This is a genomic window from Streptomyces sp. NPDC002868 (genome assembly GCF_055563295.1).
The window spans coordinates 1-12,811 of sequence record NZ_JBVHDR010000005.1; the positions used below are offsets into that span (position 1 = coordinate 1).

The following is a 12,811-nucleotide window of genomic DNA, read 5'->3' on the forward strand; positions in this document are numbered from 1 at the left end:
AGATGACGGGTTGTCCGCTGCCCCAGTCCTTGTAGTGGATGTCGGTGCCGTCGGTGGTGGTGAAGCTGCCCATGAGTCCTGTTCCTCTCGGCTGCAATCCGGTCGGGTTCGGTCAGACGGAGCGTTGCGCTGCTGCTTCTTGCACGAGGCGCTGGCCGATCGCCCACAGCACGGTGTGGTCCTTCTCGCCGCCGACAGGCCACGGCCCACGAGGACTGCGCATTCGCCTCGGCGACCGTCTCCGGGCATAGGGCCAGGACAGGGAGACCACGTCGTTGGAAGACATGCTATGTCTCACCTCAGGCTCTTGCGTCCCATCCGGCACCATTCGCCCGCGTGAGCGATACTTGCCCCGGCAGCGTCCGAGAGGTGTGCTTCACGCGCACGCATCCGACGGAGCCCGATCCCACTCCCGCGCGCACCGCGCACGCACGTGCGGGTGGCCCCTGAGGTGTCAGGGGCCACCCGCATCGAGCGCTCTTTCAGTGGTCGTCCCAGTGCCCTTCGTGGTCGGCATGCCTGTGACCGTCGTGCACATAGTCGATGTGGTCCCCATGGGGCACAGCCACGTGTCCACATCCCTCGCCGTGCTGGTGCGTGTGGTCGCCGTGAGTGGTGTGCCCGCCGGCCTCGCACTCGTCCACATGGTCGTCGTGGACCCGGTGGAGGTGTCCGTCGTGGGCGTAGTCCACATGGTCCCCGTGCGGGAACGCGACATGGCCGCATCCCTCATTGTGCTGGTGCACGTGGTTGGGATGGGGGGCGTGTGCAGTAGTCATGAGATTCCCCGGTTGCCTTTCGGAGCACAGCAGCGCTCGTACGTTTTGCGCCACTGGCTCAATTCTCCTCTCCAGCGAGGCGTACCGCGGCGGCTAACACGCCAGGGATCACCCGGTCGTATGTTCGCGTCTCAACGTGCTCAGCCTCGAACGATTTACTACTTATCGTGATGCTCTGTCACGTAACCGGAGCAGACATGCACAATACGAAGGAACTGACGGACCGGCCGCAGAGCGAACTGATCATTGCCCCGATCCGCCACCGCGCACATCACCGCCTTGGACCCTCTGCTGTCGTCGTCGGCGCGCTCTGCCTGCTTCTTCTTGTCGCGTTCGGCCGACTGTTCGGCGCCGACCAGTGGCTGACGCACCCCGGCTTCCGGGCGTGGCAGACGATCTGCGTGGCCATCGCCGTGCAGGCTCTGCCGTTCCTCTTGCTGGGCACTGTGATCTCCGGCGCCGTCAACGCGTTCGTACCGGCTCAAGCGTTCAGTCGGATGCTGCCGCGCAACCCTGCGCTCGCGGTACCGGTGGCGAGCGCGGCCGGCGTCGTGCTGCCCGGCTGCGAATGCGCGTCGGTGCCGGTCGCGGGGAGCCTGATCCGACGCGGTGTCACACCGGCTGCCGCCTTCGCTTTCCTCCTCTCAGCGCCCGCCGTCAATCCGATCGTGCTGGCCTCCACGGCCGTGGCGTTCCCCGGCAGTCCGGAGATGGTCGCCGCCCGGCTGATCGCCTCGTTGGCCACGTCCGCCGCCATGGGCTGGCTGTGGCTGAAGCTCGGGCGCTCGGACTGGCTGCGGATGCCGGCCCGGCATACCGGCCACACGGACGGGCACAGCCGATGGGAGGAGTTCCGGCTGGGCTTCCAGCATGACTTCATGCACGCCGGCGGGTTCCTGGTGCTCGGCGCCATGGCGGCTGCGACATTCAACGTCACCGTGCCGCGCTCGGTACTGGAGACCTTCTCCGGGTCGGCCTGGCTGTCCGTGCTCTTCCTCGCCGGCCTGGCCGTCGTCCTGGCCGTCTGCTCGGAGGCGGACGCCTTCGTCGCCGCCTCACTGACCGGCTTCTCCCCCACCGCCCGACTGGCGTTCATGGTGGTGGGCCCCATGGTCGACCTCAAGTTGATCGCTCTGCAGGCGGGAACTTTCGGCCGGGCCTTCGCCGTACGGTTCTCAACGGCCACGGCGGTGACGGCAGTCGTGTGCAGCGCACTCACCGGGTGGTGGCTGCTGTGAAGCGGACCGCCCAGGCAGCGCTGCTCCTGCTCACGGGGGCCGGGGTGCTGCGCGTCTCCCTGTTCAGCGACATCTGTCTGCGCTACGTCAAGGAAGGCCTGCAGCCCTTCCTCATCGTCTCCGGCATCGCACTGGTGAGTCTCGGCCTGACCGGTGCAGTACGCGACGGATTCCCCTTCACCGAGAGGCGCCGCCCGGTCGACGCGCACCTCGGCGAAGCCACGCTCGTGCATGACGGGCACGGGCACGATCACAGCCACGGTCCGCGCATCGCCTGGCTGTTGCTCCTGCCCACGCTCGCCCTGCTGTTCTTCGCACCGCCGGCACTGGGCTCGTACACCGCCGCGCGCGACAACGCCAAGGCCGTCGAGGACTATTCACGCTTCGAACCCCTGCCGTCGCGCGGTCCGGCGCCGCTCTCGCTGACGGAGTTCATCGCCCGGGCGCAGCAGGACGACAGGCAGAGCCTCAAGGGGCGCAGCGTACTTCTGGCAGGGTTCGTCACACCCGCCAAGAACGGCACATGGGATCTGACCCGGCTGCTGGTGGCCTGTTGTGCCGCGGACTCCCAGTCCCTGACGGTCACCATGTACGGCGTGAAGGCGCCTCCTGCCGACGCCTGGGTGAAGGTGACCGGCACCTGGCACCCGGCCGGCACGCTGGGCACGGCCTCCGCGGGCCTCGCCCTCGACGTGACCTCCCTTCAGCGGATCCCGCAGCCTCCCAACCCTTATCTGGACCGGGCCCCGGCTTCCGGCACGGCCCCGCCGCACTGACGGCGTCGCCCGCCTGAGCCACTGGATGACGTGGCGTCGAACGCCCCTGGCACCCGCCTGACGGCTGTTGATCCCCGTTGCCCCCGGCCCCCGGGGGCCGGGGGCCGGGGGCAACGGGGATCAGGGGTCATGACCCGGCGCGCGCCAGGCGCAGCGTCACAAGCTCGAAGGGGCGCAGCGTCAACTTCACCGCGCCGCCCGCCAGTTCCGGCTCCGGTACGTCGGCGAGCGGCCTCTCCAGCAGGTCGGTCGCGGTGACGTCAGCAATCTCGAAGCCGATGCTCAGCAGGGCCCGTGCCCGGCCGCCCTCCGACTCGTAGAGGCGTACGACGACATCGCCGCTCGCATCGTCCGCAAGCTTCACCACGCTGACGACAACCGCGTCGTTGTCGACCGCCACCAGCGGCGCCACCACGGCGTCACCGGCAACCCGGCGCTCCGGCACATTGATCCGGAAGCCCTCACGGACCGCGTCACCGATCACCGCGCCCGGCACCAGGGCATGGCGGAATCGGTGCACGCCCTGGTCGGTCTCCGGGTCGGGGAAGCGCGGGGCCCGCAGCAGCGAGACGCGGAGCGTGGTCGTCGTACCGGAGTCCGATGCCCGGACGGTACGGGTGACGTCATGGCCGTACGTCGAGTCATTGACCAGCGCCACGCCCCAGCCGGGCTCCTCCATGTGTACGAAGCGGTGGTTGCATGCCTCGAACTTGGCGGCCTCCCAGCTGGTGTTGGTGTGCGTGGACCGGTGGAAGTGGCCGAACTGGGTCTCCGACGCGTACCGCTCGGCGTGGATGTCGAACGGGAAGGCCGCTTTGAGGAACTTCTCGGTCTCGTGCCAGTCGACCTCGGTGTCGATGTCGAGACGCTTGGCGCCGGCGTCCAGGGTCAGCAGCTGGGTGACCTTCGAGTCGCCGAAACTGCGGACGACGCGCACGGAGGCCGAGCCTCCGACCGCGGTGACCTCGTCGGCACCGGTCAGATCGGTGACGGTGTTCCGGTAGAACTCATCCACGTCCCATGCGTCCCACATGTTCGGCAAGTCGGGGTGGATCTGCAGCAGGTTCGCCGCCTGCCCGGGGGCGACCGTCTCGCGCTCCGCGCCAATGTCGTACGCGGAAACCACCAGGCCACGTGCGTCGATCTCGACCTGGAGGAGGCCGTTGTCGAGGACGAAACCGCCGCCCTCCCGCGGCGACAGCTGGGCCGTGCCGCCGACGGTGGCAACCGCGGCGCCGCCCGCCGCGACGCCGTGCCGCTCGTGCGGCGCGGCGTTGAAGACCAGCTGAGTGCCGGCCGCCGCATCACCCGCGAGAGCACGCTGCGCGGCGTCGATGATGCCGGTCAGCTCGTCGGCGACGGCAGCGTACGTCTTCGCCGCCTCCCGGTGCACCCAGGCGATGGACGAGCCGGGCAGGATGTCGTGGAACTGGTGCAGCAGCACCGTCTTCCAGATCCGGTCCAACTGCTCGTAGGGGTAAGGGAACCCGGCCCGTACGGCAGCGGTCGCGGCCCACAGCTCGGCCTCACGCAGCAGGGACTCGCTCCTGCGGTTGCCCTGTTTGGTCTTCGCCTGGCTGGTGAGGGTCGCGCGGTGCAGCTCCAGGTAGAGTTCGCCGACCCAGACCGGCGGGTTCGCGTACTCCGCCGCTGCCTTGGTGAAGAAGTCGGCGGGCTTCTCCCATTCGACGGTCGCCGATCCGTCGAGGCTGCGCAGCCGGGCAGCCTTGGCGACCATCTCGCGGGTGGTGCCGCCGCCCCCGTCGCCCCAGCCGGTGGGGGCGAGGGAGTGCTTGGCGACGCCCTTGTCCTTGAAGTTCTTCGCCGCGTGGGCGATCTCGCTCCCCTTCATCGAGCAGTTGTAGGTGTCGACGGGCGGGAAGTGGGTGAAGATGCGGGTGCCGTCGATGCCTTCCCACTGGAAGGTGTGGTGCGGGAACGAGTTGGTCCGGCTCCAGGAGATCTTCTGTGTGAGCAGCCACTTGGAGCCCGCGGCCTTGATGATCTGCGGCAGCCCGGCGGCGAACCCGAAGGTGTCCGGCAGCCATGCCTCGTCGTTCTCGATGCCGAACTCGTCCAGGAAGAAACGCTTGCCGTGCACGAACTGCCGGGCCATCGCCTCCGAGCCCGGCATATTGGTGTCGGACTCGACCCACATGCCGCCGGCGGGCACGAACCGCCCTTCCGCCACCGCCTTCTTGACCTTCGCATAGACCTCGGGCCGGTGCTCCTTGATCCAGGCGAACTGCTGCGCCTGCGACATGGTGTAGATGAAGTCCGGCTCGTCCTCCAGCAGGGCGGTCATGTTGGACGTCGTACGGGCGACTTTGCGCACCGTCTCGCGCAGCGGCCACAGCCAGGCGGAGTCGATGTGGGCGTGGCCCACCGCGCTGATGCGGTGCGCGGTCGGCGCGGCGGGGGTCGCCAGGACGCCGGCGAGCTGCTCGCGGGCGGCGGCAGCAGTGCCGTTCACATCCTGCAGATCGATCGCGTCGAGCGCATTTCCGACGGCGCGCAGGATGTCCCAGCGGCGGGCGCCGTCCACAGGCAGCTCATGCATCAGCTCGCCCAGCACCTCCAGGTCGAGCACGAGCTGCCACACCGTCTCGTCGAAGACGGCGAGATCCATGCGGGTCAGCCGGTACTGCGGGTCCGTGCCCGCGGTCTCCTTGTCGCCGAATTGTGTCGGCAGGAAGGGGTGGTAGTCGAGGATCACCGGGTTCGAAGCCGCCTCGATGTGCAGCCGCACCTCCTCGCCGCCCTCGACGGGCGCGCCGATGCGCACCCACTGATTGCGCGGGTTGAGCCCCTTCACCGGGGAGCCGTCGGGGCGGTAGACGAGGCCCTCGCACTGGAAGCCGGGCATGTTCTCGTCGAAGCCGAGGTCGAGGATGGCTTCCACCGTCTTCCCGGCCCACTTTGCCGGTACGTACCCGGTGACCCGGAACCAGCTGGTGCCCCACGGAGCGCCCCACATGTCGCCGACCACGATCGGCCCGGGCGAGGCAGCGAGGCCTTCGGCGACCGGGACGGGCTCGCCCGGCGCGTTCCAGACGGCCACCTCCAGCGGTACGGATTCGGGGTACACGGCAGGGCGGATGCGCTCGTCGAGGACGCGCCTCAGGCGGGCTTCGACGAGGCTGCGGTCGTCATGCATGTGGGGCTGCTCCGTGGGTTTCGGTGGTGGTTACCAGGGGTGGACGGCGGTCGCGGGGGTGGATGCGGTGTAGAGCTCCCCGACTGCGCGCACTTCGAACCGCACCGACGGCTCACCCTGTTCGGGGGTGAGGCCGGGAACGAAGTAGGCGCGCTGGCAGGTTGCGCCGAGGAAGCGCCGTGTCCCGTTCGGCAGGAGCCGGTGCAGTGTGTAATGCCGTACGGCCCCGGGTGCGCCCTGCCAGGTGAACCGCAGGTCGCCGCCCGTGGCGGCGGTGATCCGCAGCTCGGCCGGGGCGGCGGGGCTCTGTGCGGTCTTGTCGCGGACGGCCAGGGCGCCGAGCCGCCACCGCACGGGTCCGCTGCTCGCGGTGAGCCGGAGGCCGAGCGCGCGGATGGTCCCGGACAGGCCGGTCAGCCGCACGGTCGAGGTGGTCCAGCCACTGCCCGGTCCCACAGTGCCCACGGGGAGATAGCTGTACGGCGGGGGCACACCGGGCCCCGAGGGCTCGGCCACGGCGACGGCCAGTTCCACGGTGACCCGGCCTGAGTCGGCGCGGTGAGTGAGCTCGACGACCGTGTCCGCAGTGAGCGGCAGCCGGCTCGCGTACAGGTCCAGTGTGGTGGGCGCGTCGATCGAGCCGTCGACGAGGATACTGCTGCCGCCGTGCCACGCATCGGTGAAGTCGAAGGCGACCGACGGGCGTTGGCCTTGGGTGCGTACGACCCAACGGCGTGACGGCATCCGGTCCTGGACGCCGAGATGGTTCCACTGCGCGTCCGACGTCACCTTGCCGCCCTCGTACCAGCGCAGCCCGTGGCCGGTGTTGAACACGGTCGCGAACGGCACGGTGTCCACAGTCGAGCGGTCGGCGACGGCGAGTGCCGGAGCCCGCCAGGTGTCGCCCGGGGTGGGCCGCGCCGGGTCGAGCGACTGCCCGCTCCAGAACCGGTCATCGGCGGCGTGGAACTGGCCCGGTGTGCGGCCCGCGGGCAGGTGGTTGCGGGTCCATTCGGGCCGGTAGAAGCCCAGCGAAACGATGTCAGCGGTGTTCTCGGGGATGATGGCGTCCCAGTCCACCGACCTGTTCCAGCCGTTCGCCTCGACGTCGACGCCTGCCCACAACTCGTAGCGGCTGCGGCCGAGTTGCTGAGCGGCCCGCCCCGACGAGGCCAGGCTGGACCGCGACCAGCGGAAGTCGATGAACATGGAGTCGGCGGCCTGGAAGAACGCCTTGTTACGGTCGTTCAGCGCGCCCTGCCAGCTCACCGAGCCGTTCACGGTCATCGAGTCGTACCAGCAGACGCGCAGCCCCTTCGGCGTGCCCAGAGACCTCAGCTCCTTCACGAAGCCGACCATGTCGGCCGCGAGCGCGCTGTTGCCGCCCCCGGTCTCCGCGTTGATGAACCAGCCGTCGAAGCCGTATGCCGAAGCGAGCGCGGCGAGCCGTTCGGCAAGCGGGAATCTGCCGAAGGAGTCCTTCTGGACCAGATCGCGGGTCCAGCGCAGATCGCCGCCATAGGCGACGGGCGGCAGGAAGACGCTGCCGAGGACGGGCACACCGTGGCGGTGCGCGGCGTCCACGATCGGCGCGTTGGGGGCGAGGATCAGTCCCTCCCCCGCCGAACCGCCCCAGAAGACCAGCTCATCGAGGTACGACCAGTGGGTCAGGGCGTAGTAGTCGGCGGTGGCCGCGCCCTGGGAGGGGTTGCTGGAGGTGGGCCCAAAGGAGACGAGGGACTGGATGCGGGCCTGCCCGCTGCGGGCGGTGGCGTTGACCGGCGTCGGCGTGAACCGCTTGGCGAGCGGCACGGCCGACCTGTTGCACGCAAGGTCCGTGTCGTCCTCGGCGCGCCAGGCCTTGAGGCTGCGCCAGGTGATGCCCGGTCCCGGCGTGCCGGAGGGGAACGAGTCGGGGTACCAGTAGGAGGCGTACGGCGCGCCGGTGGCCGCCTTTGTCGCGGCAGACGCGGTGCCCTGCAGGAGGGCCGAAGTCACGGCTGCCGCCGCGGATGCGGTGAGGAAGGCGCGTCGGCTGAGGTGGGGGGTCATGGTGTGCTCCGTTTCTTGACCGGGGCTCCGCCCCAGACCCCGCGCCTCAATCTCCCCCGGACTTCGTCCGGGGGGGATCCCCACGGGGCTTGAACGTCCGCCGGACGGGCGGAAATTCAAGCCCGTCCGGTGATTGAGGACAACGCCCGAAGGGCGTACGGGGTCTGGGGGCCTGCCCCCGGTTCGGGAAGGGGCGGGGTGGGGAAAGCTCATGCGCCGACCTGGTCCGGGGTGACTACTTCGGTGATGCCTCGTGCAGCGAGATGCTCCTTGTCCTCGGCACGGCTCGCGAGGACGGCGGTGGGCCGGACGCCCACCGCCGTAAGCCGGGCGAAGGCCTCGAAGAACTCGCCGCCGGGGGCACAGGTGGATCGCTGTGGCGCCGTCTCGTCGTCGCCGGTGTCGACGACGAGGGCAATGGTGCGGGGCTCGGGACGGTGTTCCTTCCCGCGCCATTGCCCGACGATGCGCGCGATCGAGCGGCCGGCCGGTTTCACCTGCCGGTCGTTGGTCAACAGGCCGAGGCTGTACTCGAGTTCGGGGAAGTCGGCGAGCGAGCGCGACACGTCGTGGGAGCACCACCAGGTCACGCCCCAGACGTCCTGGCAGTCCAGCGCGTTCGCCACGGTCGCCTCGGTGAAGGCGGCGGCGTGCTCGGCCGGGACGAGCGGCGCGGGCGCGCCGACCTCCTGCAGCCACACCGGCCGGTGCGGATCGAGCGCCCAGGCCTTCGACAGTTCGATGAGGTAGGCGGCGTGGTGCTCGGTCGCCGTTGCGGTACGCCCGTGGAGCTGGGCGGTGCCGTTGAAAACCCAGGAGTGCACCGCGGTTGCCGCGCCGATGCGTGCCGCGTGCGCGGGGGTGAAAGGCTGGTCGTCCTGGTACCAGGCGGCGTCGTACTCGGCGTGCAGATGGAGCCTGCCGGGTGCACCCTCCTCGCAGACGTCGAGCAGCCGCCGCAGCCAACTGCCCGCCTGCTCAGGGGTGATGCGGTCCGGGTCGGGGTGGGGGCCGCTCGCGAACTGGTTGACCTCATTGCCGATGGTCATTCCGATGAAGTTCGGCCGGTCGGCGAGAGCGGCCGCGAGCGTACGCAGATACTCCACCTGCCCCTCGACGACATCCGGGTCGGTGAAGATATTGCGCCGGTGCCAGGTCCGCGTCCAGGCCGGCAGAAAGTCGAAGCTCGACAAGTGCCCTTGCAGACCGTCCACATTGACGTCGAGGCCGCGCTCGGCTGCCGCGTCGGCGAGCTGCACGAGCTGTTCGACGGCGCGCGGGCGGATCAGGGTGCGGTTGGGCTGGAAAAGCGGCCAGAGCGGGAAAACCCGGATGTGGTCGAGGCCGAGGCCGGCGATCGAGTCCAGGTCGGCGCGTACGGCGTCGATTTCGAAGTCCAGCCAGTGGTGGAACCAGCCCTGGCTGGGCGTGTAGTTGGCGCCGAAGCGCGGACCGGGAGAGCTCATACGGAAGGGGTGTCCTGGTTCTCTGGAGCGGTGCGGTGCGAGGGGTCGGTGGGGTGCGGGCCGGGTCAGCCCTTGACCGCGCCCTCGCCGACGCCGCGGAAGAAGAAGCGCTGCAGGCAGGCGAAGAGGATGATCAGTGGGAGTACGGCGATGATCGTGCCGGCGGCGACGAGGCGTTCGTCGTTGGCGAAGGTGCCGTGCAGATAGTTGAGGCCGATGGTCAGGGTGAAGCTCTCCGGGTCGCTCAGCACGATCAGGGGCCACAGGAAGTCGTCCCAGGCGCCCATGAAGGCGAAGATCGCGACCACGGCGAGGGTGCCCCTGACCGAGGGCAGGGCGATCCTGACGAACCGCTGCCAGGCATTGGCGCCGTCGACGAAGGCCGCCTCCTCCACCTCGTAGGGGAGGTTGAGGAAGGCGTTGCGCATCAGCAGCACGTTCATCGCGGCGATGCAGCCGGGCAGCAGCACGGCGATCAGAGTGTTGTTCAGGCCGAGGTCCCGCATGGTCGTGAACTGGGCGATGATGATGCCCTCCACGGGTACGAGCATCGCGAGGATGAACGCCAGGGTGGCGGCCCGGCGGCCGCGGTAGCGCATCCGGGCCAGGGCGTAGCCGGCCAGCGAGGCGCCGACGCAATTGGTCAGCACATTGGCGGAGGCGACCTTGAGGGAGTTCAGCGCGTAGTCCCAGACCGGGATGGTGTCGGCGACGCGTGTGTAATTGCCGAGTGTCGGATCGCCCGGCAGGAACTTCGGCGGGGAGCTGAAGATGTCCTCGTGCGGGCCCTTGAGCGAGGTGGACAGCTGCCACAGGAAGGGCCCGACGGTCAGCGCCAGAACGGCGAGCAGGACTACGTATCGCAGTACGAGCTGCCAGCCGGGGATGCGCCTGCCGTGGCCGTCGTTGATCGTGACGGTCTTCACGCGTCCTCCTTGCGGTCGGCGCGGAGCACCAGCAGCATCAGCGCGACGGTGACGACGAAGACGACGACGGAGATGGCGGAGGCGTATCCGACGCGGCCGGTCAGTCCGGTGCCGACGCGCTGGACGAGCATCACGAGCGTGGTGTCCTGGCCCGCGGGACCGCCGCTGGGTCCCGCCATCAGGTAGACCTCGGAGAACACTTTGAAGGCGGCTACCGAGGAGAGCGCCCCGACGAGGACCATGGTGGAGCGGACGGCGGGGACGGTGACGGTGAAGAAGCGGCGTACGGGGCCGGCTCCGTCGACCGCGGCGGCCTCGTGCAGCTCGCGCGGGACATTGGCCAGCGCGGCCAGATAAATGATCATGTAGTAGCCGAGGCCCTTCCAGACCGTGACCGCCATCGCGCTGCACAGCAGCAGCCACTGGTCGCTGAGGAAACCGACTTTGCCGGCACCCACCGCGTCCAGCAGCGAGTTGATCAGCCCTCGGTCGTCGAGCATCCACACCCAGATCAGGCCGACCACGACGATGGAGGCCACGACCGGGGTGTAGAAGGCCGAGCGGAAGAAGGTGATGCCGGGGATGTGGCGCTGGACGAGCAGCGCGAGCAGCAGCGGCAGGATCACCAGGGCGGGGACGACACCGAGGACGTACAGGGTGCTGTTGCGCAGCCCGATCCAGAACATTTCGTCGTGGATCAGTTCCTCGAAGTTGGCGAAGCCCACGTACTCACCGGGGACCAGGGTCCGCCGGTCCGTGAAAGCGTTGACCAAGGTGCTGAAGAACGGATACAGACTGAAGGCGCCGACGATCAGGATGCCGGGCGCGGCGAACAGCCAGGGGCTGGACGGCAGATGGCGCCTGATCCCACGGGCGGGCCGGCGACCGTCGGAGCCGGGGCTCGAGGCCGCCGGGCCCGCCGTGGTGAGGTCCGACGAGATCGCCGTGGAGACGGTGGACGTCGTGGGGGTCTTCATCGCGGACTCGGCTCAGCTCTGCTGCAGCAGCCGGTCACAGGCCTTGACAGCGTTGTCAAGCGCTTCCTTGGGGCTCTCCTTGCCCTGCAACGCCTTGGCCACCTCATTGCGCAGCTCGGTCTTCATCTGGTCGCTGAACAGCACAGGCGTGTAATTGACCGCGGTCTTCAGCGACTTGGCGGCGGCGATACGGACACGCGTCTCGTCAGTTCCGTCCTCCTTGGTGAAGTACGGATCGTCGAGGGAGCCCGCGGTGCTCGGGAAGATGGCGACCTTCTTCGCGAACTCCATCTGGCGGGTCGCGTCGGTCACGAAGTGGGCGAAGGCGACGGCGGCGGGCTTCTGCTGGGACCGGGAGTTCACCATCACGCCCATGACATACATATTGGCCTTGCCGGTGCTGCTGATCTGGTCCGTGATGCCGATGTTCTTGTAGAGGCTAGGCGCCTGCTTCTTGAAGTTGCCGAGGTCCAGCGCGCTGCCCGGGTTCATCGCGACGGCCTCGGTGAGGAACTTCTTGCCGGCGGACTCGGGGGTCGCGGTCAGCGCCTGCCCGTCGAGCGCCTTGGCGTCGTACAACTCCTTGTAGCGGGTGAGGAGTTCGACGCCCTTGGCATCGTTGAAGGCGAAGCCGGTGCCTTCCTTGTTCGTCAGCTGGACGCCGTAGCGGCCGAAGTCCTCGATGGTGGGCACGTTCGCCAGGGTCGCGATCTTGCCCTTGCTCTTCTCGGCGAGCTTCAGCCCAGAGTCGAAGACTTCGTCGTACGTCGCCGGAGGCTTCTCCGCGTTGAGCCCGGCCTCCTTGAAGAGCCGCTTGTTGTAGAAGAGCGGGCCGGTGTTGAGGTACCAGGGGAAGGCGTATGTGCCCTCCATGCCCGGTATCTGATGGCTCGCCCATGCACCTGGCAGATACTCCTTCTTGTGCTGCGCCGCCGCTCTGTCGAGGTCGAGCGCGAGTCCGGCCTTGGCGAGCGGCGCCACCAGGTCCGGGGAGACGTTGACCACGTCGGGCAGGGTGCCGCCCGCGGCATCGGCGCTGATCTTGTCGGCGTAGCCCTCGGCCGGCCGGTCGACCCACTTCACGTCGGTGCCCGGGTACTTCTTCTCGAAGTCCGCGATCAGGCCGTTGAAGTAGTCCTTGAAGTTGGCCTGCAGATTCCAGGTCTGGAAGGTGATCTTCCCTTCGACCTTGCCGGAGGCGTCGGACGAGCCGCCTTCGGATCCGCCGCCGCAGGCGCTGAGCGGCAGGGCGGTGGCGACGACGACGGCAGCGGCGAGTGCCCTGCGGGGGATGCGCACGGTGGACTCCTTCAGTCGGACCTGGTTACGCCAGCAGACCTTGCAAGCGAACCGCCGGGGAAGTCAAGACATTCGCGTCAACTAATGCGCGGCTATGAGCATTAGTCCAGCTCAGAGGCATACCGACAGTCACTTGCCGTG

At 68.8% G+C, this 12,811-nt stretch carries 9 protein-coding genes; 2 read left to right on the forward strand and 7 right to left on the reverse strand.

What is annotated here, in order from left to right; translation table 11 throughout:
• Positions 1-482 precede the first annotated feature (482 nt).
• Positions 483-779, reverse strand: coding sequence for a hypothetical protein (locus ACZ3H8_RS16735; protein ID WP_467402326.1), 297 nt, complete (start codon positions 777-779; stop codon positions 483-485).
• Positions 780-976: 197 nt separating this feature from the next.
• Here ACZ3H8_RS16735 and ACZ3H8_RS16740 point away from each other — a divergent pair, with 197 nt between their 5' ends.
• Both ACZ3H8_RS16740 and ACZ3H8_RS16745 read left to right on the forward strand, forming a co-directional pair.
• Positions 977-2,017: a permease gene (locus tag ACZ3H8_RS16740; RefSeq protein ID WP_467402329.1), complete on the forward strand. Its 1,041-nt coding sequence runs from the start codon at positions 977-979 to the stop codon at positions 2,015-2,017.
• Entirely contained in the window at positions 2,014-2,793 is a 780-nt protein-coding gene (locus tag ACZ3H8_RS16745) for a TIGR03943 family putative permease subunit (RefSeq protein ID WP_467402331.1), read from the forward strand. The genes ACZ3H8_RS16740 and ACZ3H8_RS16745 overlap by 4 nt, the downstream gene beginning before the upstream one ends.
• Positions 2,794-2,920: 127 nt before the next feature.
• On the opposite strand, the gene ACZ3H8_RS16750 is transcribed toward ACZ3H8_RS16745, so the two are convergent.
• From ACZ3H8_RS16750 to ACZ3H8_RS16775, 6 genes are all read right to left on the reverse strand, one after another.
• Positions 2,921-5,950 carry an alpha-mannosidase gene (locus tag ACZ3H8_RS16750; RefSeq protein ID WP_467402334.1) on the reverse strand — a complete coding sequence of 1,010 codons (3,030 nt, stop codon included), beginning with the start codon at positions 5,948-5,950 and terminating at the stop codon, positions 2,921-2,923.
• Between the two features lie 30 nt (positions 5,951-5,980).
• Complete coding sequence (locus ACZ3H8_RS16755; RefSeq protein WP_467402335.1) at positions 5,981-8,002, reverse strand: endo-beta-N-acetylglucosaminidase; 2,022 nt, start codon at positions 8,000-8,002, stop codon at positions 5,981-5,983.
• A gap of 209 nt (positions 8,003-8,211) precedes the next feature.
• Complete coding sequence (locus ACZ3H8_RS16760; RefSeq protein WP_467402337.1) at positions 8,212-9,468, reverse strand: glycoside hydrolase 5 family protein; 1,257 nt, start codon at positions 9,466-9,468, stop codon at positions 8,212-8,214.
• Positions 9,469-9,533: 65 nt separating this feature from the next.
• Positions 9,534-10,394 (reverse strand): carbohydrate ABC transporter permease, encoded by an 861-nt coding sequence (locus ACZ3H8_RS16765; RefSeq protein ID WP_467402340.1) that lies wholly within the window; start codon positions 10,392-10,394, stop codon positions 9,534-9,536.
• Positions 10,391-11,371: a carbohydrate ABC transporter permease gene (locus tag ACZ3H8_RS16770; protein WP_467402343.1), complete on the reverse strand. Its 981-nt coding sequence runs from the start codon at positions 11,369-11,371 to the stop codon at positions 10,391-10,393. The genes ACZ3H8_RS16765 and ACZ3H8_RS16770 overlap by 4 nt, the downstream gene beginning before the upstream one ends.
• Before the next feature lie 12 nt (positions 11,372-11,383).
• Positions 11,384-12,670, reverse strand: a complete 1,287-nt coding sequence (locus tag ACZ3H8_RS16775) for an ABC transporter substrate-binding protein (RefSeq protein WP_467402344.1) — start codon at positions 12,668-12,670, stop codon at positions 11,384-11,386.
• Positions 12,671-12,811 lie beyond the last annotated feature (141 nt).